The 26275-nt window shown below is 41.1% G+C and carries 27 protein-coding genes and 2 pseudogenes; 14 read left to right on the top strand and 15 right to left on the bottom strand.

Annotation, left to right across the window (positions count from 1 at the left end; translation table 11 throughout):
* The first annotated feature begins 101 nt into the window (after nt 1–101).
* The 9 genes from ABK01_RS08830 (at nt 102) to ABK01_RS08795 (ending at nt 5862) form a co-directional block, all read left to right on the top strand.
* Nucleotides 102–296 (top strand): hypothetical protein, encoded by a 195-nt coding sequence (locus ABK01_RS08830; protein WP_016523680.1) that lies wholly within the window; start codon nt 102–104, stop codon nt 294–296.
* Nucleotides 297–332: 36 nt separating this feature from the next.
* Nucleotides 333–674, top strand: coding sequence for a hypothetical protein (locus tag ABK01_RS08825; RefSeq protein ID WP_253675369.1), 342 nt, complete (start codon nt 333–335; stop codon nt 672–674).
* Complete coding sequence (locus ABK01_RS08820; protein ID WP_253675368.1) at nt 674–1525, top strand: DUF2262 domain-containing protein; 852 nt, start codon at nt 674–676, stop codon at nt 1523–1525. Before ABK01_RS08825 ends, ABK01_RS08820 begins: the two co-directional genes overlap by 1 nt.
* Nucleotides 1526–1544: 19 nt before the next feature.
* Nucleotides 1545–1952 carry a hypothetical protein gene (locus ABK01_RS08815; RefSeq protein ID WP_253675367.1) on the top strand — a complete coding sequence of 136 codons (408 nt, stop codon included), beginning with the start codon at nt 1545–1547 and terminating at the stop codon, nt 1950–1952.
* A gap of 92 nt (nt 1953–2044) precedes the next feature.
* A complete protein-coding gene (locus ABK01_RS08810) occupies nt 2045–3109 on the top strand; it encodes an ankyrin repeat domain-containing protein (protein ID WP_253675366.1) in 1065 nt (354 codons plus the stop codon).
* Between the two features lie 418 nt (nt 3110–3527).
* A complete protein-coding gene (locus ABK01_RS08805) occupies nt 3528–4232 on the top strand; it encodes a transglutaminase-like domain-containing protein (protein WP_253675365.1) in 705 nt (234 codons plus the stop codon).
* Between the two features lie 32 nt (nt 4233–4264).
* Nucleotides 4265–4480, top strand: a complete 216-nt coding sequence (locus ABK01_RS11825) for a hypothetical protein (protein ID WP_371922007.1) — start codon at nt 4265–4267, stop codon at nt 4478–4480.
* A gap of 37 nt (nt 4481–4517) precedes the next feature.
* Nucleotides 4518–5342 (top strand): hypothetical protein, encoded by an 825-nt coding sequence (locus ABK01_RS08800; RefSeq protein ID WP_253675364.1) that lies wholly within the window; start codon nt 4518–4520, stop codon nt 5340–5342.
* Entirely contained in the window at nt 5326–5862 is a 537-nt protein-coding gene (locus tag ABK01_RS08795; RefSeq protein WP_253675363.1) for a hypothetical protein, read from the top strand. The genes ABK01_RS08800 and ABK01_RS08795 overlap by 17 nt, the downstream gene beginning before the upstream one ends.
* A gap of 25 nt (nt 5863–5887) precedes the next feature.
* Here the strand turns inward: ABK01_RS08795 and ABK01_RS08790 are convergent.
* The 8 genes and pseudogenes from ABK01_RS08790 to ABK01_RS08760 form a co-directional block, all read right to left on the bottom strand.
* Nucleotides 5888–6870, bottom strand: a pseudogene (locus ABK01_RS08790) (hypothetical protein).
* Complete coding sequence (locus tag ABK01_RS08785) at nt 6848–7057, bottom strand: YwqG family protein (RefSeq protein WP_253675361.1); 210 nt, start codon at nt 7055–7057, stop codon at nt 6848–6850. Before ABK01_RS08785 ends, ABK01_RS08790 begins: the two are co-directional and overlap by 23 nt.
* A gap of 17 nt (nt 7058–7074) precedes the next feature.
* The gene (locus ABK01_RS08780; protein WP_253675360.1) at nt 7075–7878 is read right to left on the bottom strand and encodes a HEAT repeat domain-containing protein; all 804 of its coding nucleotides are present in this window, start codon (nt 7876–7878) and stop codon (nt 7075–7077) included.
* Nucleotides 7879–8171: 293 nt separating this feature from the next.
* A complete protein-coding gene (locus ABK01_RS08775; RefSeq protein WP_016523692.1) occupies nt 8172–8474 on the bottom strand; it encodes a hypothetical protein in 303 nt (100 codons plus the stop codon).
* A gap of 218 nt (nt 8475–8692) precedes the next feature.
* Nucleotides 8693–9191 (bottom strand): annotated as a pseudogene (locus tag ABK01_RS11820) (hypothetical protein).
* Between the two features lie 321 nt (nt 9192–9512).
* Nucleotides 9513–11006 carry a gliding motility protein gene (locus ABK01_RS08770; RefSeq protein WP_253675359.1) on the bottom strand — a complete coding sequence of 498 codons (1494 nt, stop codon included), beginning with the start codon at nt 11004–11006 and terminating at the stop codon, nt 9513–9515.
* A 24-nt stretch (nt 11007–11030) separates the two neighbouring features.
* Entirely contained in the window at nt 11031–11939 is a 909-nt protein-coding gene (locus ABK01_RS08765; RefSeq protein WP_253675358.1) for a hypothetical protein, read from the bottom strand.
* 190 nt (nt 11940–12129) lie between these two features.
* Nucleotides 12130–12585, bottom strand: a complete 456-nt coding sequence (locus tag ABK01_RS08760) for a DUF2004 domain-containing protein (protein ID WP_253675357.1) — start codon at nt 12583–12585, stop codon at nt 12130–12132.
* Between the two features lie 252 nt (nt 12586–12837).
* Between ABK01_RS08760 and ABK01_RS08755 the strand changes: the two genes are divergently transcribed.
* Entirely contained in the window at nt 12838–13701 is an 864-nt protein-coding gene (locus ABK01_RS08755; protein ID WP_253675356.1) for a hypothetical protein, read from the top strand.
* Between the two features lie 109 nt (nt 13702–13810).
* On the opposite strand, the gene ABK01_RS08750 is transcribed toward ABK01_RS08755, so the two are convergent.
* A complete protein-coding gene (locus ABK01_RS08750) occupies nt 13811–14476 on the bottom strand; it encodes a DUF4272 domain-containing protein (protein ID WP_253675355.1) in 666 nt (221 codons plus the stop codon).
* 132 nt (nt 14477–14608) lie between these two features.
* Here ABK01_RS08750 and ABK01_RS08745 point away from each other — a divergent pair, with 132 nt between their 5' ends.
* Entirely contained in the window at nt 14609–15028 is a 420-nt protein-coding gene (locus ABK01_RS08745; RefSeq protein ID WP_212565107.1) for a hypothetical protein, read from the top strand.
* A 246-nt stretch (nt 15029–15274) separates the two neighbouring features.
* Nucleotides 15275–15607: a hypothetical protein gene (locus tag ABK01_RS08740; protein WP_212565106.1), complete on the top strand. Its 333-nt coding sequence runs from the start codon at nt 15275–15277 to the stop codon at nt 15605–15607.
* On the opposite strand, the gene ABK01_RS08735 is transcribed toward ABK01_RS08740, so the two are convergent.
* The 6 genes from ABK01_RS08735 to ABK01_RS08710 all read right to left on the bottom strand — a co-directional run bounded on the left by ABK01_RS08735 (nt 15587) and on the right by ABK01_RS08710 (nt 23824).
* Nucleotides 15587–17401 (bottom strand): YifB family Mg chelatase-like AAA ATPase, encoded by a 1815-nt coding sequence (locus ABK01_RS08735; protein WP_253675354.1) that lies wholly within the window; start codon nt 17399–17401, stop codon nt 15587–15589. The genes ABK01_RS08740 and ABK01_RS08735 overlap by 21 nt on opposite strands.
* 209 nt (nt 17402–17610) lie before the next feature.
* Complete coding sequence (gene lptC / locus ABK01_RS08730) at nt 17611–18168, bottom strand: LPS export ABC transporter periplasmic protein LptC (protein WP_253675353.1); 558 nt, start codon at nt 18166–18168, stop codon at nt 17611–17613.
* On the bottom strand, nt 18169–18768 hold the full coding sequence (locus ABK01_RS08725; protein WP_212565103.1) for a DbpA RNA binding domain-containing protein: 600 nt from the start codon (nt 18766–18768) through the stop codon (nt 18169–18171).
* Nucleotides 18769–18964: 196 nt separating this feature from the next.
* Nucleotides 18965–20566 (bottom strand): outer membrane protein assembly factor BamD, encoded by a 1602-nt coding sequence (locus tag ABK01_RS08720; protein WP_253675352.1) that lies wholly within the window; start codon nt 20564–20566, stop codon nt 18965–18967.
* Nucleotides 20563–20907, bottom strand: a complete 345-nt coding sequence (locus ABK01_RS08715; RefSeq protein WP_253675351.1) for a hypothetical protein — start codon at nt 20905–20907, stop codon at nt 20563–20565. Before ABK01_RS08715 ends, ABK01_RS08720 begins: the two co-directional genes overlap by 4 nt.
* The gene (locus ABK01_RS08710) at nt 20876–23824 is read right to left on the bottom strand and encodes a chromosome segregation SMC family protein (RefSeq protein WP_253675350.1); all 2949 of its coding nucleotides are present in this window, start codon (nt 23822–23824) and stop codon (nt 20876–20878) included. Before ABK01_RS08710 ends, ABK01_RS08715 begins: the two co-directional genes overlap by 32 nt.
* A gap of 331 nt (nt 23825–24155) precedes the next feature.
* On the opposite strand from ABK01_RS08710, the gene ABK01_RS08705 reads away from it, so the two are divergent.
* Together ABK01_RS08705 and ABK01_RS08700 are read left to right on the top strand one after the other, a co-directional pair.
* Nucleotides 24156–25754, top strand: a complete 1599-nt coding sequence (locus ABK01_RS08705) for a CTP synthase (protein WP_253676609.1) — start codon at nt 24156–24158, stop codon at nt 25752–25754.
* 12 nt (nt 25755–25766) lie between these two features.
* The gene (locus ABK01_RS08700) at nt 25767–26237 is read left to right on the top strand and encodes an NfeD family protein (RefSeq protein ID WP_253675349.1); all 471 of its coding nucleotides are present in this window, start codon (nt 25767–25769) and stop codon (nt 26235–26237) included.
* The last annotated feature ends 38 nt before the right edge of the window (nt 26238–26275 follow it).

The raw sequence follows: 26275 nt of genomic DNA, 5'->3' as shown, positions 1-26275 counted from the left end.
GTTCTCATAAGGTGGTTGCAGTCGGGCTTTAATACCCTTTGTTACGACGCAGAGCGTCGGGGTATTAAACCCTCCGCACGAATAAATTGAGCACTTACACAATGAAAGAAAAAACTTTGGTTACTCTTAAAGATGAAATATCTTTTGAATATCCGTTTTCTGATGATATGCCTATGATTTACTTAGGCGAAATAGCTAATATGCCGGAACATGGCATTTTTATAGGTCAATCCGGAAAATGTTATTTTGGGTATCATATTTCAAATTTTAGAGAATTAAGCGAAGATGAGATATAAAAATATTAAGACAGAAAATATTTGGAGAAGTTTATAATGAATAATCAGATGGATTTTGTACTGCCTACTTTATATGATAAATTTTTATCAGAAATGGGCGGGGATGGAGAATTTACAATAGAGGATACCGGTATCATTTTATATTCAAAGGCGGATTTGGTAGAAAGAAATACTACTTATCAGATAGAAGAATGGGAGCCGGATTTTTTTATGATTGGACAGGGCGGTGACTTGGCTTTCTTTATAAAAAAAGATTCTGATGATACTATTTATATGAATGATTTGGGAGCTTTGGGGTCGATTGAAATGAAGCGTGTAGCCTCAGATGTATATGAGTTTGTCAAACATTCAGGTGAGGGGATTGATTGGAGAACTTAATGGAATTAATTGAATACATGCGGCTAAGAAATAAAATGACACAAAAAGAATGGGAAGACTCTTTTGAGAAAAAGAAACGAGAGATTATTGTTCTAAGGCACGAAGGCGGCGGCGGAAGTTTGAGAAACGGTTTTTGGGACTGGGCTGCTTATTTCTTAGCTTATGTGGACTGTGAAACAGGTGAACTGCATAAAGAAGAAGGGCGTATAGTATATCCTGTCACAGACAAAGAAAATTTACCATATCAATTTGAAGACGAAACCATTTACAAATTAAAGGTGCGTGCAAAGCTTCCTGAGGAAGTTCCAAACGGTGTACTACCGACAAAAAAACATTTTTTAGTTGTGGAAGTTCTTGAAAAAAATGCGGCTTGTAAGGAATTGGAAGAAATACTTGCAGAGTATAGAAAACCTATAATTTTACAAGATGATATATTAGGTGAACTGATTTATGATAAACAAATTAAAAGTTTTCAAGGAAGTATTATTTGGCAGGATAGAAAAATAAATATTATATTAGATGTAGATAAGGATAATAAGGGTGAAATAACAAAGGCGAAAAAAGCCTTGAAAACAATGCTTTCAGAGCAGGCAAAATGGGATGCAGATCTGCGTAGTTTTGCTTCAAAAAAGCTTACTAAACTCGCCTGCGAATGGGTAGAATCTGATGAAGAAGCTGCTGAAATTACAGAAGAAAGTTTTGCAAAAAGAATTAGCCTCAGTTCAATTTGGATGACATCAGGCGGTTCATTTTCTGCCTATTTTGATGATGACGACCTTTTCTTCGGGCATTGTATAACAGTATGCGGAAGCTTAAAGAAGGGGATTGTGTCAGCCGATATGGAAGGGTAAGAAAATATAAGGAGAAGCGATGGAATTTATCATAGCTGAGGAGGGTGTTCCTCAAAGTATCGGTTGTGAAGGGGCAACGTTTGCATATTATGGGAGTGAAATAGAATTTCACTATGAAACAGTGCCGCCGCATGGGGATGATATTTTTTCTGCAAAATTGCCGCTGTTAGATATTAAACTTCCATTTTGGATATATGGGAGAAATCTTATATTTTTAGATGCGTATTATTTACTGGCGGAAACGGTAAAAAAAGGCACTTGGGATCCCATAACAAGTATGCTTATCAATATCCACATAGGAAAATATGCAAGTTTGGAACACTGGTACAACAACATATCAGTTAAGGAAAAAGAAGTTGAATTAAAAAATGATTATGACGGAATATCTATGGTTTTAAAAGATGTTAATGGCCTTAAGTGGGTTTAGAAATATAAAATATACAAGTGTCAAATACTTTTGATACCCACATAGTACAATGGAAACTTAATAAGTTGGGATTATAACTAAGGAGAAGAACAATGGCAAAAAAAAGAGTTACCTTACCTAAAAATTTTGATGAACTGATTACAGCAGGAGATGTTGAAGCTCTTAAAGCCGTCTATGATAAATGTGAGCTTACCGCTCATAACGGTAGATACAGCCTCAATACGGCGCTTCATTTTGGCGGTGTTCCTGATGAACTTGTGATCTGGCTTGTAGAACAGGGGTTAGATGTAAATACTCCTGATTATTATGGGCGTACGCCATTATATAAACATGCCACACTGGGGAGAGATACTGTAAAACTGCTGTATGAATTAGGCGGAGATATACAAAAACCTGATACATATGGAAGTACACCTCTGCATACGGCAGCAGGGTTTTTCCGTCCTAAGATAGTAAGTTTTTTGATTGAAAAAGGTGCAGATGTTAATGCAAAAAATGATATGGGGCGAACTCCTTTAGCCGAAGCTCTTGCTACTTGCAGAAATAGTAATATTGTACAGGCGGCAGAAATTGCAGAAATGCTGATAAAGGCGGATGCTGAGGTAGTGCCTGAAATGGCTGAAAGAGTCGAAATAATCGGTAAGGATTTTGAATTTCACAGAGAAAACTTTAATAAAGATTATCTTACTGAAACAGAAGCGGAGCTTGAAAAACTCTATGTACTATTTGATGTAAAGCCTGCTCCAAAACGTAAGATACATGACGGAGTTTCTCCTATTATTATAAAGACAGGTTCTTGGAAGAAACAATACGATGAACTCTGGGATATGCTTATTCCTTCAAGCGGAGCTGCAAAAACAGTACAAGGCGAAGTCATCCGTATAACAGGCAGGGTGCAGGATGAGCTATATAGAAACGGCGGAGTAAACTGGGATAAAGATTATAGAAATATGCTTAATACCCTGCCAAATCATTTTGCTTCAGGCACGCCGCTTTCTGAGGAAGAACTGAAAGAGACCAAAGAGCTTATTTCAAGCATACGTACAAACGGTGAGGATGAAGATGCTATAACAGAGCGTTTGTGTGAACTTTCGGTTCTCTGGGTATTGTTAAATCCGACTCCTATTCCTTTAGGTAAAACAAATTATAACAGATGATTGAGAATATAAACTTATAAGTTCTTTGAGGCGGCAAAAATAATGAATCTAAGTGCGGTATTATTTATCCGGCAAAAATGAATGGTATTATATCCGTTTTCTGATGACATGCCTATGATTTACTTAGGCGAGATAGCTAATAGGCCGGAACATGGAATTTTTTATAGGCAAATCGGGGCAATGCTATTTTGGATATCATATTTCAAATTTTAGAGAATTAAGCGAAGATGAGATATAAATAAGTAATGACGACATATTGACGTTGCACGAAATAATGAACATACTATTTAAGAATAGAGGGATATTCCCAATATAATCACAGCATCAGCAATAGAAGAAGGTAAGAAAATGGTTTGTGATGATACCGCAAAAGGATATTTGGCTATAGACGATTTGCTGAAAGCATTGGAGAAATAAAATGGATATGAATCAATACTTGCAAGAGACTACAATGCTGGATTTTTCAAATCCGAGCATTCAAAAATTAATAGAAGAAAAACATTGGAAAGAACAAAATAAATTTGACAGCCTTAAAGCTATTTATAACTTTGTAAGAGATGATATCGCATTCGGGTATAATACAGATGATGATATCAGCGCATCTAAAGTTCTTAAGGACGGATACGGTCAATGCAATACAAAAGGAACACTCTTCATGGCTTTGTTGCGTGCCTGTGAAATTCCTTGTCGAGTTCATGGTTTTACCATAGACAAACAATTACAGAAAGGAGTAATGAGCGGATTTGTTTATAAAAATGCGCCGCAGAATATATTTCACAGTTGGGTTGAAGTGTATTTTGAGGATAAGTGGTATGAACTTGAAGCCTTTATACTGGATCAAAAGTATTTATCAAAACTGCAAAAACAATTTGCAAACTGCACCGGTTTTTTCTGCGGTTATGGTGTTGCGGTAAAAGATTTCCGGCATCCAATAATTGATTTTGACAGGAACAACACGTACATACAAAGCGAAGGAATTACTCAAGATTTTGGAGTATGGAATTCTCCTGATGAATTGTTGAAACATCATCATCAGGAAGTGTCAGGAATAAAAGCCTTTGCTTACAAACATTTAGGAAGGTATTTGATGAACTGCAATGTAAAGAAAATAAGGAATACCTGAATTACGGGTTAGTAAAGATAGGAAAGAAACCTATGACAGATAACTATATTACGTTCAGACTCTATGTGCCGATCGGTATAATGACCCTCTTAATCGTTATGTTGTTTTTTCACAGGCACCATACGCTTAAATACTTATACATCGTCAACTTCTTCTGCCTGCTTGCGGCTGTATTCGTCTATCTTATTTTTAGAAAATATCCTGTAGGATATGAGTATCCTAATTTATACAGGGAATTTTATCACTGAAAAGCGGATAATATATAATTAAAGGAGATTATGTGAAATGGCAATAGACGGTGTAAAAATTATAGACAGTGACGATGGGTATGATATTTACAATTCTATAGTAGAACGATATAAAGACGGTGAAAATATCGACGCAATAATTGAAGATATTTTAAATGACGAGAATAATTTTTGTATAGGTTCATTTTACACAGAGATTTACTGGACTGCATTCGCTTATTCTTTGTGGAAGGTCGGACATTTGCCTGAGAAGATAAAGAATAAGGCATTAACAATAATTTCAAAAGGCGCTGATGATTTTTGGCTTGAAATTGACAGCAAAGCTTTAACGCAAAGGCAGAAGGCACTGGATAAACTGGCAGTACAGCTGCAAAGTGAAAATCAAAAACCGATTAAGGTACCGAAGGCAAAAATTAAACGATGCCCGTATTTTAACGTGGGAGAAGTACTTGCAGTTAAATTTGAGAATGAGTACGGCGTCGTTTTTGTTTCAGATATTGATCAGACTCCAAGAAAAATAGAATATCATTTAGCCTGCACGCGTTTGTTGCAAAAAGATAAGCCGACTATGGATGATTTTTTGAACAGCGAAATTGCCTGTAAGAAACAAAATACGGAATATGCTCTGGACACGGATTGCTGGTTTAATCACAAAGATTTAGGACTTCTATTAGATAAACTTGAAAAGATAGGTGAAGTCATTTTCGAAGATTATTCTTTAGGATTATTAGCGCCTGCGCATACGTTGGAGAATATATACGAAGAAATTACTGCCGACAAGAAGATTTGGCATCTTCGCTTTATAGAAACCTATCATTTGATAAAAGAAATTAGTAGATACATACATGATGAAAAAATTTGAATTTGTGGCAGGAACACCAAAAAGCGACATGATTATGGGACTATGCTTTCCGATAGGCTTTATGTTTCCTATATTACTAACCTACCTGCTGTCATTTTATTCTGGAATGATTACTTACAAAGTTCATCCGCTATTTAAATTTTTAGTGTTTTCACCTTCGTTGGTTATATCATATCTTATTATGAAAAAAATTCGTAAAAGTGTAGCAAAAAAATTTATTGTTTATATCGATAAGATTAATATAAGAGTTGTAGAAAATGAAAAAGAAATTATGGTCGGTAAAATTTTATTTTGTAAAATCAAATCGAATCATGACAAATTGGTAAAGGTTGATATAGGAATTGATAATCGGAAAATATCATTTATATCAAGACCGAAAGAATACAAAACAATTACAGGCGCTACATCCTTCAATCCTTTCGGGATAAGCGATATATCAGACATGAACCAATTATTGACTTTGGGAAAGGATGTACAAGATATTATTGAAAAAAGAGGGGGATTAGATTTTCCGACATAAATGAATAGCGCATGTTTACATCTTCCTAATTCATCCATTTTTTCATTATTTCCGTAAAATCGGAAATCATTAAATTGAAATCATAATTCAGTATTTTCTTTTTTTGTTTTTCTGCAATAGTTTTAAGCGAAATTAAAAAATACTCTGCCAGTTTTTCTTTTTGCTGACGATGTGTTAATCGGCTGAATTCTTTTTCAAAATGTATAACTACATTTATCTTGCCTGCATCTGCTCTAAATGGCCCGTATTGAAATCGGGGACGCAAGTAATATCCGTTTTCGGAAATCTCTTCTTTTGTGTATAATTTCTGTAATTCTTTTGCGGCTTCTTGATTTGATAATTTGGCCCCGATTCATCGATGACATAGTTTGTTTTACAATGATTATTATCATAATAGCTGAAAGCACATTTCAATAAAATACAATTTATGGCTTTGCCGTATTTTTCGGGACGCATCTTTTTATTTAATTCGTCCTGAAGTTTTTCTTTAATGCTTTCTATAACCGGTTTTGAATTTTCATAACAGTTTGATATTGTATGTACAATCCAAACAGGATTTTTAGGAATCCAATTACGTTGACTTTCAATTTTTATGTCTTCTATATTTTCAGTTACGGGGTAATCCCAATACATCGGTTGTTTTTTGTCTTTGCAGTCGGGAGCGGGGTAATAGGAAGTTCTACCCTGTTCCATCGTAAATCCCGTTTTTCTTTTTGACCATATTGCCTCGACAAACCGGAGCTCTCCGAATCTGTTGCAAAAAAAGGTACGGGGATTACCGTTAAAAAACACACCTCTTGACGCTTCCAAAGGTTCATGATTTCCCCAGCCGATTACGGCAAGACATTCACAAAGCCGCACCGCCTTGTTCCACTCCGATACGCTTTTATAATCCGCATATTTTAGGAACTCTACAAAAAGTTTTTCAGGTATGTTTTCAATGGAGTTTTGAGAATGTAAAAAATCTTCCAGTTCCGATAAGTCGTTAATTGCATAAATTTCGTTCATATTTGCCACCCTTGTCTTTCGGATAGTCCATACCGACAGGCAAATAAGGGGTTCCCAAAAACTTGGAACTTTTTATATCCGTTGTTTCACCGTCGTTTAGGGCTGTCGCAAAAATTTCGACAGAACGCTGCCTGTATTTTTGTAAAGCGGTTTCGTATTCTTTCAGAAAATCGGGAATTTGTTTCATGATTATACTCCTTATATTTAATCCTTACTTAAAAATCTGACAGCCGATTTGCGAGCCTTTTCTATTTTTACAACATCTGCATTTTCAACAGCGATAGACGATATCCATTTTTTACCGAATAAACTCTGTGCCGACTCTATTATTACGCCGCATGCAAAAAGGTCTTTTTCCACAGCGATTGCCTGTCTCAAAACATCTTTTACTTCCGGGAGTATTGTTTGACTATGCAGTCTGTTACATGATAATTGCCATAGCCCCGAAGCTGACCATGCACGGCAAAGACTATCCTCGTCGTGAAGCATTCTGTCATTAAAAATACCAATCTCTTGCGCTGTCCCAACCCACCCGATAGCTATCAACGCTTTCCGCCTCAGAACACAGTCCTTCGTATTTGTAAGCGAAACAAGTATCGGCACAAGACGATTGCATGCAGCCGTATGAAAATCACGATGTTTCGACCTTACAAGAATTTCGGCAATGAGATAGGCGGTGAATACCCGTATTTTTTCGGTTGAAGCTTTGTTTATAGCCGCAAAAAGAAAATCAATCCCCGTTAAATCGTGTTTATCGAAACTGTTCCCCAAATACAACGGATCATCGCACTCCCAGTCTTCGCAAATCAATTCGTAATGATAAGCAATCTCATTACTGCCGCCTAAATCGGCTATAAAACCGATACATTCGCTAAGAGGAAAATTGGCTCTTTGTAATTCGGCATATTTTTTTTGCAAATCTTCTTTTGTAAGATTTTGACGGCGTAACCGCTCCGCTTCAAGTTCTTGTAAAATTTTTTCCTTCCTTAAAATTGAACAACTGAACAAAGTGTCAACTTTGGAAGTTGTTCAATTAGTTCGCAATAGCGCACATATAATATACGATGTTTGCCGAACGACAAACTCGTCATTTAACTTCGACTGCACCATTTTAGCGGTCGAAGTTAAACCCTGAATTCGGCATTAGTCTATTCCCTTTTTAAAACCATGAAGAAAGTATTTTTGCTCTTCCATAAGTTGTAGGAAGACGATGCCAAGGTACATCTTCTATTTTTAAGTTATAAATATAAGAATTATTTTTTATACAATATCATTTCCTGCGTATTTTTAGTAAATTTGTTTTACAACTTATATTTTTCAATCAGCTCCATCAGCACAGACGCGGTATCAATTTCTTCTGAAAGTAAATCGTCAAACTCTTCTTCAAGCTCATCTTGTTTATCATAAATCCATGATAAAAATTCTTTTGATTTTTTATAGTTTTGATGAATAAAATAATATTCACCTAAAATACATTTTGCAGATGTAACACTGGCAAGATCATCATCGAGTTCGATGACTTTATTCAAAGTTTCCAAGGCTTCATCATACAATTTTTTATTTAGTTGCAGCATGCCCTTTTTTAGATATAATTCTCCGTTCATATTTTTACCCCTATAAAAACTTTTTACAAGGATTATTAAATCCTGAAAAAAGTTTTTTCAAATGTGTGCCGGAAAGCACACATATATAATAATACGATGTCTGCCTGAAAGGCAAACTCGAAGATAAACAGTGAGGCTGAATTTCTGCCGAACTGTTTATCGTGCCTCCATATATTTATTCTATCAGCTTTTAGCAATTTTGTAAGTGTACTATTCTTTTATATTGTTACCTTCATTGCAAGATTATTAAAAACACTGTCAAAAAAAAAGAGAAAAAATAACAATAATGGGAATGATGATAAGTTCAATGTAGTATAGTTTAGCCGAAATTGTATTTTGTTGAAAAATTTTTATTTTTCTTGTAAGCTGACTAATAGCTAAAAACAAATTCGTTATTATAAACGATACTAAAAATCTATAGCTCTCGATAACAATATCAAAAGAAAAGGTAAAAGTTCCGGTAAAAAACCCTGTCTTTGGGAGATGGTACCTGATGATATACACCGCAATATTTAGCATGATGTAGTTCAAAAAAGTTTTAAGATATTTATTTTCAATTTTCGAAAACAAATCGGGAAGTCCACCCCAAAGAGGAGCCGAATCATTATATTTTCTTTGTTTTATCAGTGTGAAAAATCTTGTGATTAACACTATATCGGCTGTAAAAACTAAAAAAGTAAAAATTACTATTACTGTTGTAGTTACAATTTTATTCATATTAATTTTTAAAGATATGCGAAAAATTTACTGTGAACACTTCCTGTTCTTTGGGAGAAAGATTCTCGAAGTCTTTATTCGTGCGGAGGGTTTAATACCCCGACGCTTGCGTCGTAACAAAGGGTATTAAAGCTGACTGCAACCACCTTATAGAACACACAGTGCGAAACGTTGAGCACTGTGCCTCGACGCTTGCGTCGGGGTATGTTGATTTATCCTTGCGAATATCTTTTTTACAAATTCATTTTCAGAATCATCGGCTAAGTGAGCAATCGTTAAAATAGTTGCGCCGTCCAAATAATTCGGAAACATCTTTTAATCCTAAAAATCCCGTGTCAGGTCAAAAATTTCCAAGAGTTTTTCTTTATTGATAGATAGAGAAGGCGGTATTAAATCTAAAAGTTCTGCAAGGGCACAATAGATATCCTCTCTTTCTACTGTTTCAATAAAATATTTGCGTTTGTCCATCTTATTAAAGGCTGCAGTGTATGCCCTCACCAAAGCTTCGGCAGTCCGGGCTGCTTCGATCGGCGAACTTTGTTCCAATTTGAGGATTTCGGCTCTTGTTTTTTTATATACATCTGCTGCTTTCTTGGCATTCGCTGCAGAAATATTTTCTTGTCCGTCCCATGAGCGGAACGGATTGTCAAGGTTCTGCGCCAACCATTCCGGTTTTCGCGGCTTTTGTATCCAAAGATCAAGCCCTTCTTCTTTTCTCTTTTTATAAAGCTGTTTAGCTTTTTTTGCTGCATTTTCCGGCAGGCTGCTCATCCAAAACCAATGTAAGTTAGGTAAACGATCCGGCTCCGGAATGTCTTCGGCAGAAAAACCGAATAAATCAACCGTGGTAAAGCCTTCCAATTTTGTAAATCGGGATAGCATAGAAAGGTTAGAAAGAATACCGGGTTTTCCCCATAGCCGCAATTCCTTCAGCATCGGATATGCTTTTAAAATATCGGCTACATCAAGTTCTGTAATCTCTGAGCAATGCAGTTTGCCCAAGTCTTTTAGCCCCTGTATTTTAGGCACTATTTCAGTTGATGTTAAAAGTAATAAAGCTCCGTTTTCAACAGCATGTATTTTACAGTTATTTGTTACTTCACCTAACAGAATAAGTTCTTCCAACTCGTTATTCAGATACAGTTCTTCCACGCCGTTCATATCAATGGAAAGCTTATGTAAATGCGTATTGGAAAAATCCAATCTTTTTTGCTGATGATTTTCAAGTACCAGCTCATCTAAAAACGGACAGGTTTGTAAATAGTCATATAAACCGATATGCCATTTTTTACATGCCAAATAGGATAAGCATGGAAAGGCTTTTAATTCCAGCACATTTTCAAAAGGAACATCATCATATATGCGATGTCTGGAAACCGCCATTTCTTTTCCGGCAAATATAATTTTTTCCTTACTGCTCTCCGCTTTTTTAAACGCATCTCTTTGCTCTTTAGGAATTTCCTGCCATTTAAGTTGACGATATACTTCGTATCCGTTTCCCCAAGACATTGCATAGGTATTTGTGCTTTCATCGGTTAATGGCTGCATGTTACCGATTAACATATGGTTCGCAGGCACCATGACATCAACATAACAAAGATGCAGGCCACGTTTCCAGTACATAAAGTCCTGATAAAGCGGCTTTAGTAAAGGTAATTCTTCCTCTTTGAGAGGCTGTTCACCCGACCAATCTAACCAGAGCAGTATTGCTTTCGGTTTTTTCTCACCTTCCTCTATCTTTGTTATTTGGCACGCAGTATATTTTTTTAAATGTGAATTATACACACAGTATACATCGCCGGTTTTAGCTTTCATAATTTATCCTTTTTTTTAATTATATCACAGTTTCCGTTCTTTGATAATTCTATCCAAATATAATTTATCTACACTTATCCATTCAATGCTTTCTTTCCCATTCTTATAATTGCGATATTCGAATATCATTTCATCTCTTGTTTGAAATAATGCATTCACAGCCCAATTTTTTTTAAAATCATCTGTTTTACAATCAATAATAAGCTCATCAATTAATTCAAGTGCGGATAAATCAAATACATAGCACTTCCCTTCAGTGGTACAAAATATTCCGAAACTATCATTGATTTTCTGTACATTGGATAATGAATCTTCTTTGAACAAAGAATATGTCTTTTCAGCAATCGGTGTAAAATCCGAGGAAAAAATTTTAAAAAAAATCGAACTGTAAAAATCAGCAAGCAAAGCATATTTATCGAAGCTAAACATATACGATAAATTATCCGGAAACTTATATATTATTTTCAGCTCATTATTGTTTAATTCTATGCAATAATCTTGAGAACCGTCTTGTCCTGCTGCAAAGGATACTACTATGCGATTGTCTTCATTTAAACTTGTAAAAGCTATATCTGAATCGCTCAATTCATCTTCCATTTTTATAGAAGCAATTTTGTTCGCAGCTTTATCGAATACCATTATGCGTACACAATTTTCGTCCAGCCGTTTTGCAGCCCAAATAATCTTATTTGGATGAGGAGATTGATAGATAATATCAGCTTCTCGGTTTATTCGTGCGGAGGATTTAATACCCCGACGCTCTGCGTCGTAACAAAGGGTATTAAAGCCGACTGCAACCACCTTATGAGAACAACATACCCCGACGCTCGCATCGGGGTTGTTGATCATTTTTTTAATCTCGGCACTTGAGTTTCTGTTGATGTCCTCTAAAAAACAATCTTTAGTTTTGCTATAGAATTTAACATAAATCATAGTTTGTTGCTTTCTCTCTACTCCTCATTTGTTTCGTAAGTGTCGATGAAGACAAATTTTTCGGGATTATTCTTAATGTAATCTATCAGTTTATCGTCAATGTCCTCGTTTTCATAGAAGAATTATAACACTCCCTATATTTGATTTTGCAGGGGCAAACAAAAAAATTCTGCATTAACATTTCCTACTGCTAACTTTCCCAATCAATGGCTATGATCTTTGCATTTTCACCGAATTTTACGCAGAGTATTTCATCGCTTTCATCAGGTGCAATCATAAAATCCATTGTGATGTGCGGCTTTTCACTGTCAATCCATAAGCCTACATTCGTTATCTTCATTTTACTTACAAACTCGGTAATATCGCTCGGCAAATCTTCCAGTCTGCATTCTTCAATATGAAAGTCGATATAGTAACTGTCATCTTTTAAATATGCTATAAGTGCTTTTCTTGCTTCTTTTATTTTATCGTCTATGTTCTCAAGAAACTGTGCATAAAGGTCGAGTATGCCGGTAGACAGTTCTACATTTTTGTCGAGCCAAAGCCCTGTGTCTATCCCCTGAATCTCTTTTTCCCAAATTACTTCTACATCATCTGTTGTCGCAAGATTCAACTGACCGAAATATTGATGCTCGATTTTTTTCATAGTTTCACCTCCAATAAAAACTTTTTGTAAGTATACTAAAAAATGAGACTTTTGTCTGTGGACACATGTACTGATAAATACTATATTATTTAATCTTTATGTGGAGGTTTATATGCTGCCGACAAAAGAATGGATTGAAAAATATGAAAAAGTGAAGGAGCTGCTTGTCATTGAATATATTTTCGCCGGATAAAAATAGCGATATATTGGAAAGTTTTAGTGTAACAAAGATATTTTTATGGAGAATATGTGATGATTTATGTACTCAAAAACAAAGAAATGCCATGGACATCTTATGGGGAGGTACTGTGGCAAGGAATTTATTATTTTGATAAGAAGAAAAAAGAACATTGTTTGTCGAGGACTGCACCTTTTTGTCCCGAAATATACAGAAGTCAATATGATAAAGAGCGTCCAGTTATTATAGCAAGAGAGCATGTAAAAGAACTAATGGAGAACTGTTTTTCAAACCTCAATTTTGCAGAGGTTCGTAAAGAAAGAATTGTCAATTTGGATTGGCAGACATGGGATTTATCCGCAGATGAACCTAAAATGTATCCTTCGGGCGATATGGATGCGGAAGAATATATCACGGCCAGAAAACATAATGAGCTTTTGTCACAAACATTAGGAAACTTATATGCTTTGATTCCAGAGAAGGAAGGATATGCTTACTATGATGAAAATGAGCAAAAAGAAAAGTTGGTAAAATCTACTCTCTCAACAAAAGATATTTTTATCGTTGATTCTTTAAGAAATCAGGAAATTTATGTGAGTGAAAAGATAAAATCATTTTTAGAGGTTAACTTTTTAAATGAGATTTATTTAGAGCCGGCAATATTGGGAGAACCTGAAAATCCGGAAGAAGTGAGAGAAAAAATTTTATGGAGAGAGATATTAAAAGAAAAATCGGAGAGAATGTCTGTTAAAGACTGGCAGAAATGGCACGGATTAAAGAATAAGGCACAAAAACTGATTGAAGGAATGGAAGATTTAAAGAGCGAAAATGCAAAAATGAGACGGAAAGAAAAAATATTGCTCTTGCTAAACCAAGCGAATGAAATTTATCCTTTGAATACCGAGAAATGGATGTATGGATTTTGGGGAGAAATATAAGGATTACAATAATATCAGTAAGACGATTGATAAAAAAGGAAGATATAAATTACCTGATGGCAATAGATATGGAAAGGAAAACAAAAACTAAAGGACGAGCGGTACCCGCCTACGTATCCATCGAAATATCGAACCAATCGCTTTCTTCGGAAATAAGCCACTCAAGTCCGCGCCGCCGTTCCATTAAAACATCGGGATTTAAGTCTTTGATTTCCGTTTCCGGGCGGAGCCGCTTTTCCACCGTTGCCCAATGGTAACGATAGTGAAGATCGAGCATATCCAGTATTTCTTCTATTCCGCGTAACTTACATTGTGCTTTAAACGCAGCTTTCCCATCGCTATCGCCAACCAGTTTTATCGCTCGTTCCACATCACAGATGTCATTCGGATAGGAAATATCTTCGACCAAGCCCAACGCCCACACAAGCGACCAATACGCTTCATAAGTCCAGCAGACATCGATGACATCCTGTTCGCTGTATGTTCCGTCAAAAAGTCGTTTTTCCTTTTCCAAAAGGCAGTCCGATACTTCGTAGTTTTTAAGCAAACGTAAAAACAGTTCCTTCGATTCTTCATATCCTTGCTCATTATGAATGTCTTCGGCCAATTGAATTGACAAAAGACATGCGATGGCTCTGTCGCATATTTCTTCAAGGCTTTTAAGCTTCGCCTCTTTTGATGATTCCACCAAGGGCAGCGCTTCCATACAGGCAATGCCCATTCCCTTTATTTTTGCATTCGATTTTTCACGCCGATCTTCAGGTCTTATGTACATAATAACGCTCCCATTTAACACACTATTATATCAAGAAATATGATTATTTACATCCGATAGAACAAGCACCTTAAAAACAGTATAATTGCGCAGATTGATGGAAGATATAAATAGAAATGTATGAGGATGGCGATGGATTTAATACATGATAGAGAAAGTAATATCCTTTTCAGCTTACATGATAGTAGGATAGAGAGTATCAAATTCAAAAACAAAATTTTAACATTAAAGCTTAATAAATTATTTCAATATACTGAAGGTGAAGAAAAAATATATTCCGGATCTGTTCTATTTTATGACTGCGATTTAGATGAATGTAATATTCTGATATTTGATAAGACAGTTTATGAAGGTGATTTTTCCGGAAAAGCCATTGGATTGAAAAAATATATTGAAGAATTTTCCAATGTAGAGTTTGAAATTTTGACAGAAGGCTACTATGGATTTAACACAACATATACGGGGTTGATTTGGGCAGATGGAAAAGAACCTGTATCCGCAATTATGTATATTTGGAATTCCGGAGATATGGTTTACCGGATTGAAAAATAATAAACATTTTATTAGTCGGGGAATGTGTTATACCTGGCATGGATAATGAGTCTAAAATTTATAATAGCTAGTGTTCCATAATATTATTTATTGCAATCGCCGTAGCGGTTTTTAAGATATTCTTATCTATGCTAAGTTCTTGTTCAGAATACTTTTGCCGCTTTTATTCTGCTTGCATACAAAATTAGAAATTTCTTTCATCAATATAACTTTTGTATATTATGGAACCCTAGACATGCTGTTTATTTGATATTCGGTTTAATTCCTATTGCTATGTCGCTGCCGGCATGGATTGCTGCAAAATGTTGGAGCCGCAAGGAGAAAGAAGCACAGCTTGAACTATATGCAGATCATGCCGTTTTGTATTGGAAAAATATAGAACATATAGTGCGAAACATTGAGCAATACTCACAAGCCGCATCGAGGTTGTTGATTATGGAAGGGCAGGGGAGGCAAGACCTTCAAAGTGTCCGCACGGCAGTGCCGGTGTTGTTTGAGATATTTGCTGCCTTGCTTTTTACTACATGGAAGGAATGCCGAGCCTGCTTATTCTCCCTTTCAGTGCATAAAAAACGGTAAGAAAGAACTCCATTCGCGGAGGCGGATCGCTTCTTCGATGTGAGCCGCGGCGATTACATCTTCCTGCGCAAGATCGGCAATGGTACGCGCAATCTTCAAAATTGCGTGACTCCCTCTTCCCGAAAGCTCTTTTTTTTCGGCATTATGGGTAAAAATACGCTCCGCCTCGCCGGTAAGCGGGCACAATGCCGACAGGGCTGACGGAGTCAGGTGTACGTTTTTGTAAGACAGCTGCGCTGCCGATTGCGCAGTACCGGCGAGGTTGAAGTCTACCGTCTTGTTGTGTACAGGTGTTTCCGCCGCTCCGCCGTTTAATCCTTTACGCAGATATGCGGCATACCGTTCTCTTTGTATGTTATCCGAAGCCGCGATTTTTTTACGCATATCGGCGGTATTGTAACACGGCTTTTCCGGCAGCCCGTATGCTTGAGGCGGAAACACCGGAATCCGCAAGTCGATGCGGTCAATCAGCGGAGCCGTCAGTTTTTTCCAGTATTGTTCAACCACGGCGGGCATACACGTGCATACCTTACCGTCGGCGCCGAGATTTCCGCATGGGCATGAGTTAAGCGCCATAAGAAGCTGGAAGCGGGCAGGGAAGGTACTCGTCCTTCCTGCACGGCTCAAAGTGACGGTACCCGTCTCCAGCGGCGCACGGAGCGTTTGCAGCACGGTTTGTTTAAACTGCACGGCTTCATCCAAAAAAAGCGTTCCGCCATGCGCAAGGGAAATTTCGCCGGGCATACACTTTCCCGCGCCGCCGATCATTCCCTCAAGGCTGGCATTCGGATGCGGCATTCTAAACGGCGGGCGTTTAATCCGCACATCATGACCGCGCATACTCGGTAAAAGCCCTGCGATGCTATAGATGTGGGTAACTTCTTCCGCCGTTTTCGGGTCTAGGTCGGGAAGGAGACTGGCAAACCGCTGCATCGAAAGCGTTTTACCGCAGCCCGGCGGTCCGTAGGCAAGCACGCTGTGTCCGCCTGCTGCCGCAATGTGCAAAGCTCGCACCAGTTCGCCTTGCCCGTACACCTCCTCGAAAAAGCCGCCCGTACCTGTATTTGCCGCGGCATCCGCTTGACTTGGTTCCGACCATGAAGCGGCAACTGAAATTACCGGTTTCGCTGCTATGCCGCTGCAGTATGTCATTTTCCCTTGAACAAGAGCGCTGACGGCGGGAGTTGCGGCGTCTTGTAACACTGAGCTTCCTGTGTGTCCGGTAGCTTCCCGTGCCGGTGCGCCGCTGTTTTTGTCGCCGCCGTTTGATTCGCTATTGTTTTCCACACGCAGTTCCGCTTCAATCGCATAGAGGCATTCCAAAGCTTCCCGCAGCGTTTCAACACCGTATATGCGCACCCCCTGCTGGATACGGGCTTCCGCTTCATTTTCTTTTGGTACGATAAAGAACTCGATCCCAGCGGCAGATCCCGAAATCAAAGCTCCCAAGACACCCCGAACCGGACGCACCCGCCCTGATAGTTCCAGTTCTCCGATTACCATCACCGGTGTATCGAGCGCACAGTCTGCCTGTAATACCGCGAGTGCAATCGGCAGGTCAAACCCGCTGCCTTCTTTTTTCTGGTCGGCAGGGCTTAAATTGATCAGTATCCGTTCTTGCGGAAAAGGCAAGTCGGAGTTACTGATGGCAGCGCGCATCCGTTCCCGTGCCTCCTTCACTGCCGAACCCGGTAGCCCGACAATATCGACAATCGGTAGCCCGCGCCGCAAATCCGCTTCAACCTTGATAATCTCTCCCTCATAGCCGAAGGATGCAAAACTCATAATAGTCATGCTCAGCTCCTCATCCTGCGACCGTCTCATAAAAAACAAAACACGATGGTTGCAGTTTCTTAAAGGATATAGAGCACGAGCGGCAATTCGGCTAAAGATTTGAGGAAAAACTACCGTTTTTATGAAAATTTTTTGAGAAAATTTGCCGTTTCAGTATTGAGGAGGATTAAAAACGATGGGCTCCCATCTTCAAGACAGAATAATTCGTGTCAATCGGATACCTGTGTATGTTCTTTTTCTTTTATCAAGATAGTTCCGGTTGTGCCTTCGTTAAAGGCAAATGCTTTTGCGGCGGTATTTGCAGCAAAGCTTTTGCCTTCGATGGTAATTTCATCTTTTTGAGTAATCGTTACCGTTTCATTGGCAGGCGCCGATAAGAAGTTTTCTTTTTTTTTCCATATAAGGGCGGGGCTTCGGATCGAAAAATCATCTTCAATCAGTTGAAAGGATACCGTGCCGCCAAGCGAGTATTCTTCTGATTTCTCATCAATGTACAAGATACCCGTTTCGCCCTTCATAGACTCTTTTTGCGTTTTGTTATCGTACTGTACAAAGTTGATATGCTTGCCTGCCCAAATTTTTTCTTCATCATACATTTCGAGCTCTTGTGCATACACACTTAAATCGACGAGTGTATTTTCATATCGCTTTAACGTGACGTTTGTAAATATCATATCAGGTTGAGGCACCGTTTGCTCCGGCAGTTCCTGATAATTAAACGAGCACGCCGTGTAGATAAAGACAATAAGGACAGGCCACAGCTTCATTTATTCTGCATCGCTTCCGGTTGTTTCGATGACGGTTTCAGTCACGAGATCTTCTGCTTCCGGTTTACGGGAATAGCTGACGGAAAGATTCCTGCCGCGATATGGGAAATCATTGAGCTTTTCGATTATCTTATCCGCGTCTTCGTTCATGACTTGCACGAACGAGTAGTTGTCGAGGATACGGATATCGCCGATTCGCTCGCGGCTTATGTCTGCATTTTGGATAAGCAGGGTGATAATATCACGGGGAAAGACACGGCGGCTTCTACCGATGCTCATAAAAATACTGACCGATTCGGACGGATCAAGCATCGGGCGTTCTACCGGCGGACGGTCGGAAACATATCCTCGTGAACGATCGCCGAAGCGAGGGTTCGGACGTCGGCTATACGGTTTTGAGCGGGGAAAGGATGAGCCTTCATACTCTTTGATTAGATATGCAGCGATATAAGAACGCAGCGTAAATGGTACGTTCTTTCTAAAAATCTTACGATAAGCGTTAAGGACGTCAGGATCTTCTTCCGTCTTAACGGTTTCTACTACTTCTTTAAGAAATGCGGTGATTTGTTCTTCATTTAATGCGGGTGTATGTTTTACCACAATATTCTCCTCTTCAACTCAGCTCCGCCTCATCGGAGCATACATGTACTAAAAATAATTGATTATGACCGGATTGTCCGGCTCTATGGTGCGACAATACTGCCATAGATAGATAATTTACTCAAGGGTAGGTTTAATAAAATTAACCAAAATGTATATGTCCCCCTACCAATGAAATCGGTAGTTTCAAAGCTCCTTATTGGATATTGATATAAAAGCCGGTGATATATCGTATCCGCGCGTCAGCCTCCGCCCAATACTTACTCTGAGGAAAGCTGTCTGTGAGCGTTTTATATGCGGCGAGAGCCAGTCTGATATTGCGTACGGAACTATTTAGTTCATACGCGCGCCCTTTTAAAAATAAACCTTCATCCAGTTTCTCTTCCGCGGTACCAAAGAAATTGTTCAGATATGCTAAGGCCGTGCCTGCGTCCGCAGCGGCGATTGCCGTGCGTGCCTTTTCGAGCAATTGGTCGGAGCTGAGTATTTCTTCACTTGCTGCTGTGGAGGCTTGTCCGGTTGAATCGCCGGTATTCTCCGCAGCTGCGGTTTCCACCATTTCGGCGGTCATAGCCTGCTCCGAAATTTTGCTTTGCGAACCGGCGCCCGCTGTTTGCGGAGCTTCAGGGGCTGCTTGTGCCGTGTGTGGTGTCGTACCGCTTCCGGTGTTTGAGGTCGAATTGCTTGCCGACTGGGAAGCGGCTGATTGCGTATTCTTTTTAGCTTGTGCTTCTGCCGCATCCGAATCCGCTTCGGTTTGATAGTCAGGCGCTTTTACCATTGCTTTTGCCGCGGGTGAACGGGCAGCGCTCACCGATACGGCTACCGCGTCGGTGATAAACTCATTGGTAAATACGTCAAAATAGGAGAAATGGAGTACATAATCGCCTTTTTTCTCCGCGGTAAACATAAAAATTGAATTTTCGTCCTGTAGTTTCCGCTGTTCATACTTTAACCCCGGTTGGGAGGTTTGCTCGCCGACATAGACCCAGCCATGTCCCGGATAGGTGAGTTCCAGCCGCTGCTTTTCTTCGACTGCAACCATGCGCGAAACCTTGGGCTTTTGTTCGGTTTCCGGTTCTTTTGAAAGCGCAACGGTGAATATTTGCGGAGAAAAAAGGTCGAGCATCTCTTCGTGGAAGGTCGGCGGCGGTTCGTAACCGTGGCTGCCGCCCTGTTTTTCAAAATCGCTGATAAGATCCGCAAGCGTTGTTTCATACGCCGGTACATTCTGCTTTGCAGAAGTAGCCGACGTGTCTGCGGCTACAAGCGGTACCGGTTCGCCGGTGGACGGAGCTGTCGGAATCTGCTCGGCGGCTGTATCTGCCGCTGCGGGCGCTGCTATGTTCTCGGCGGCTGCGGTGGTAGGCTCTGCCTCACCGGCGATTTTTGCAGGGACAGACATATCGGCGGCGGCAAGAGCAGGGGAGGCGGCCGTAGTATGTTGTTTTTGAGATACAGCTGCGCCGCCGGTTGCCATATCTTTGTCGGCTCCTACTGCTTCCGATGCAGGCGTTTTTTTCTGCCGTTGGGATACGGTTGCGCCGGATACGGTATCGATGGTCGCGCCCGATACCGCATCAGGTTGCGTTGCCGATTTTGACGGCTGTGTTTCTGTAGGCGCCGACTGCGGAGACATCATATCGCCGGTGTGAGAAGCCCCCTTCGCAGCAGGCTGTTCCTGCCGCGAAGGGGTATCCTGCGGTTTTTCAGCGGCAGCTTTTGTCGTACAGGCGGTAACCGGCACGAGGAGCAATACGAAAAGGATAAGGCAGGGCGGATAGATCGATTTTTTCACGGAACACTCTCCCATAATTTGTTCATTTGCCGCTCATTTATATCGTGCAGTTTTTGCATCTGCTCCGCATCGGGAATCGTATACCAATACTGTAAATCCGAATCAGTCCAGATTTTCTTTTGTTTGCGCGAATATTGTATCGGCGGAAGTTCAAGCGGCTCGTCGGGAAGCATAAAAATCACCGGATCGATTGAAATCATTACTTCATCAGGATCGACACTCGGCTTTTTTGTTCCGCTTAGTAAAATAATCACGGAAATCATCAACATGATAACCAATAAACCGAGTGCAGAAGCTAGAACGATAAGCTTATGTGTCCGAATCGTTTCTATGATGTTCATTCGGCTGTTCCTCCTGATTTATATGTCGTCGCTTCGGCGGCCGTGACGGAATATAGATACCTTCTTCGGGTTCTACATCCTCTTCTATAAAAGTATCGGCATCTTCTTCCGCTTTCTCCTGCTTTAATAATTCAATATCATTATCTAATTTGATTGCAATGAGTTTGGAGACGCCTGATTCCTCCATCGTAACACCGAGCATGGTGTTTGCTCCGAGTACCGTTTTTTTGTTGTGGGTGATGACGATATATTGACTGACATTTGCAAAGCCTGTCAGCGCGGTAACAAAGCGGCTGACGTTCTGCTCGTCAAGCGCCGCGTCTATCTCGTCTAAGAGGCAGAACGGAGAGGGCTTAACCATGTACGTTGCAAAAAGGAGCGCTACTGCTGTCATGGATTTTTCTCCACCCGACAGTAGGCCGATGTTCTCCAGCTTTTTTCCCGGAGGCTGCGCGAAGATTTCAATACCCGATTCAAGCACTTGTTTGGGATCGGTCAGCTTAATTTCCGCCCTGCCGCCGCCGAAGAGCCGCCTAAACATATTGTGAAAGTTCTTCTTGATCTTATTATAAGTGACGAGAAACAGCTCCGTAGACTCCGCCTTTATTTCGTCCGTAATCCGCTGCAAATCCGAGCGGGCCTTATCGAGGTCGTTGATCTGTCCGGTCAAAAAATCAAATCGGGTCTTTACTTCTTGGAACTCCTCCGGAGCCATCAGGTTGACGCTGCCGAGGTCTTTCAGCTGTTTGCGCAGCTCGGCAAGTTCCGTTCGTAAATCCATCGGGGAAGCGGTGATTTTATACATCCGCTCTTCAAATTCCATCAATTCACGCGAATGGGTTTCTCTAAAGTTGTCTTTGACGTTTTTGATTTCGATTTCAAGGGTTGCCGTATCGACATAATACTTTTCGATAAGTGAATTATGCTTGGCCAGTTCCGCATTGAGCGTTTTCAGCGTTCCTTCGTTGCTCGAAAGCTCGTTGTTGCGAGAGGTGATTTCTTTTTCCAGCTGCTCGAGCGCTTCGGTCAACTGCCGTCCCTTGCGGTCAATCGATGCGATTTCTCCTTCAATTTCGAGGAGCTGTTCTTTTACCTCGTCAAAGCGTTTTTGCTCCGTGTACAGCTCGTTTTCAAGTTCGCGGAGCGCATTTTGCTGTACCGTCAATTCTTTCCGCAAAAACGCCGCTTGCTGCTCGGCAGCATCGGATTCCGCCTTCATCTTGGTTTTATGGATACGGAGGTCTTCCAGCGTTTTCCGGTACTCGTTTATTTTTACTGCGAGCTGCTCGTTTTCGGTATGCAGATTGGCTATCTTTTTTCGTTTTTCTTCTATTGTATTTCGATTTGCTTCGATTGCCGCGTCGATACTACGCTTTTGAGTGATAATACCTTCCGGCGCTAAAAAATCGTCGATAAAACTTGCAGAAGATTTTTTGTACTCCTGCAAATATGTTTCCAGCGATTCGGTTAAGCCGAGCAGCTCGGTAAACGACTGTACGGCATTGTCGGCAAACTGTGCAGTCTCTTTTTCAGTATGATCGCTGAGCGCGGCAAAGTCCGAAAAAATATTCTTACGGCCGTTTAACAGCACCTTGATTTGGCTGATGCAGTCAAAAACCTGTTGTTCCAGCTTGCCGCGTCCCTGCGCCGAATAGCCTGCTGCGGAAAGGTTCTTATCCAGTTCCGTAACGATGTCTTCGGTGATGGCGCGGAGCTCGGTTTCCATACCGGCGCGTTTTTTATCGAGTTCTTCAATCTGCTCCTGCAGCGTCATACGGGTAGTGTCGTTATCGGTAATCTTTTGCGACGCAAGCCGGAGACTTTCTTCAAAGTCATCGATATTTTTTTGAATATCCTGCACCTTCTTTTTAAAGTCGTGCACCTTTGCATCCTGCTCTCCGGCGTCCTCTTCAAGGTTTTCGATACGCTCTTCAAGCCCCGTCTTGCGCAGCTCCAGCTGACCGAGTTTGGTTTTAAGCTCGGTTTGCCGCTCTGCCTGTAAACGTGCCTGATTTTCCTTTCCACGCTTTTCGATGGCAAGTCCGTAAATCTCTTTTTGATGTTCGTCGAGCTTTTTTTCCAAGCTGTTGACTTCGTCCATGTTCTCGGAAAGCATCGTATGGATGGAATCGATTTTGGTCTGTACATCATCGCGCTTAGTTTTGGCTTCTTTTATGCTTTCCTCGCGCTGTGCGTAATCGTCGGTGAATTTTTTAAGGCGCAACAGCTGGATATCGAGGTCGTGTTCAAAGATGGCATCCCGCAGCGACCGGTGCTTGACGGTTTTTTCCGCCTGTACTTTCAGAACATCGTAGGAGCGGCGTACCTCTCCCAATACGCCTTCTACTTGACGCATATTTTCTTCGGTCTTTTGCAGTTTGCGCTCCGCTTCGGCGCGGCGTACTTTAAACCGTGTAATACCGGCGGCTTCTTCAAACAAATAGCGGCGGTCTTCCGGCTTGCTGGAAAGAATTTGGTCGATCTTTCCCTGCTCCATGACCGAATACGCCGCCTTTCCGACACCCGTATCCCAAAAAAGCTCCCGCAGCTCTTTGAGCCGCACCGGCGTATTATTGATAAAATATTCGCTTTCTCCCGACCGGTAGAGCCTGCGCTTTATGGCAATTTCACTTACTTCAAGATTTAATAATCCGTTTTCATTGCTGATAGTCAGCGTAACTTCCGCCACATTGAGCGCCTTCCGCGACTCGGTGCCGTTAAAGATAACGTCTTCCATCTTCTCCGCACGGAGCGTTTTTGACGCTTGCTCACCCAGTACCCACTTCATCGCATCGACGACATTGCTTTTACCGCAGCCGTTCGGGCCGAGCAAGGCGGTAATACCTTCCGCAAACTCTATCCGCGTCCTATCCGCAAACGATTTAAATCCGAATATTTCAAGACTTTTAAGAAACACCCTGTCTATTAACTCCTCAAGAACGTGCCGTTTCCCATTAAACCTGCTCGGAAACTTCCGTTTCTGAACAGGTTACCTTGAAATGCGATGTTCTAAATCGTGCTATTTGTGCGATTTAGAACTCGTCGACCTGTTCGACAACGAAGTTATTGAACAGGCTTATTCATTCAAGGTAATCGACAACCTTTTGCATTTTATACTTTTTTAGGGAGATTGTGAACATCCGTTCGAAGGAAATTTTAGGCGCTAAGGATGGTTTTATCTTATGATGCTCTGCGGCGAGGTATATTGATTGCGGAAGCCCTCATAATATGTTATAGTGGCGCACATGATGAAAGCTCGTTTTATTTTTATTACCGGCGGGGTTGTTTCTTCCCTTGGGAAAGGCATTACCGCTGCATCTATCGGACTTTTGCTGAAAAGCAGAGGTTTTTCGGTTATCAATCAAAAGTTTGACCCTTATCTGAATATCGATCCGGGAACGATGAATCCCTATCAGCATGGAGAAGTTTTTGTAACCGAGGACGGCGGAGAAACCGACCTCGATCTCGGTCATTACGAACGGTTCACCGATGTTGCTTTGCATAAATTTAACAGCCACACGGCTGGAAAAGTGTATCTTTCCATATTAGATCATGAACGGGCTGGGGACTATTGCGGAGCGACCGTACAGGTTATCCCGCATGTTACCGACGAAATTAAGCACCGCATTATGCAAACGGCGGAGCAAACCGGCAGCGATATCGTTATTACGGAAATAGGCGGTACGGTCGGTGACATCGAATCGCTCCCTTTTATAGAAGCAATTCGGCAAATTCGGAACACGGTCGGCAGGGAACATTGTCTTTTTATTCACCTCGGGCTTTTACCGTACTTAAAGGAATGCGGCGAGATTAAAACCAAACCCATGCAGCACAGCGTTAAAGAGCTGCTTGGCTTCGGAATTCAGCCCGATATCATCATGTGCCGCAGCGAAAAAAGGCTCAGTAAATCCATTCGTGAAAAGCTCAGTCTTTTTTGCAATGTCAGCCAAGACGCCATTATCGAAAATCTTACCGCAAAGTCCATCTACGAAGTTCCGTTGATGCTGGAAGAAGGGAACCTCGGTAAAAAAATCTGCGAGCTTTTCAATATCCCCAATTCCGAGCCCGATTTACAGTCGTGGAAGGAAATGGTTGAATCCTATTATCATCCCGAAAAAGAAGTAACGGTTGCCCTCGTCGGCAAATATACCGAGCTGCCCGATGCGTATTTAAGCGTAAGCGAAGCGTTGACCGCGGCAGGGGTCTATCACCGCGCACGTGTAAAGCAGCTGTGGATTGACGCGGCGAAGATTACGGATGCGGCAAAGGCCGAAGAGCTCTTAAAAGATGCACAGGCGATTATCGTTCCGGGCGGCTTCGGTGAGCGCGGCATTGAAGGGATGGTACTCACTGCGGAATACGCGCGTACCAAGGGCGTTCCCTATTTCGGTATTTGCCTTGGGATGCAGATTGCCGTTATCGAATTTGCCCGCCATGTACTCGGATTGGAACGCGCGCATTCCTCAGAGTTTATCAAGAATTGTGAACCCGTTATCGACTTGATGCCCGATCAAAAAGACGTGCAGCTCGGCGGCACGCTCAGGCTCGGTTCTTTCCGCTGTATGGTTGCGGAAAACAGCAAGGCGGAGCAGGCTTATAAAATGCACGAAATTCGCGAGCGCCACCGGCACCGCTATGAATTTAACAATTTGTACCGCAGCCGGTTTGAAAACTCCGACATGCTGCTTTCGGGAATCAATCCTGAGCGCAATTTAGTGGAAATCGTCGAGCTGAAAAAGCATCCGTGGTTTGTAGCGGTGCAGTTCCATCCCGAGTTTGCCTCCCGTCCGAATAAGCCGCATCCGCTATTCCGTGACTTTATCGGAGCGGCGCTGGCACGAGCCTAAGGAGATGGCCGTATGCTCTTCCAACTGTCGATGTTTTTAGCGTTTTATACGCCGTGGTTTTGGTTCGGTATCGCTGTTATTTGTGCAGTTATCGAGGGGATGACACTCGGTTTAACGACCGTGTGGTTTGCGCTCAGCGCCGTGCTGATGATTTTCGTTTCCATGTTGCATCCGCCGTTTTATGTGCAGTGCGTTCTGTTTGCGCTTGTTGCATTGCTGCTGCTCTTTTTTACCCGCCCCATTGCGCTGAAATTTTTGCATACCAAACGGGAAAAAACCAATGCGGACAGCCTTATCGGTAAAAAAGCCGTCGTGCTACAAACCATTACCGAATGGGAAAAAGGGCAAGTTAAAATCAATGGCGTTGTGTGGACGGCTGCTTCGGTTGACGGCGCGGTTATACCTGCCGGAGATGAATGTATCATCGAAAAGATAGAGGGTGTTACCCTGATCGTAAAAGAAATGGATGCCTCTGAAAACTGAAACGTTTAGAGACGCCTAACAAGAGCCTAAATATAATA

The sequence above is a fragment of the Treponema sp. OMZ 305 genome (assembly GCF_024181325.1).
In the GTDB taxonomy this organism is placed as follows: domain Bacteria; phylum Spirochaetota; class Spirochaetia; order Treponematales; family Treponemataceae; genus Treponema.
Note: the sequence above shows the minus strand (reverse complement) of the source record. Positions and strands in the feature narration are given on the sequence as shown.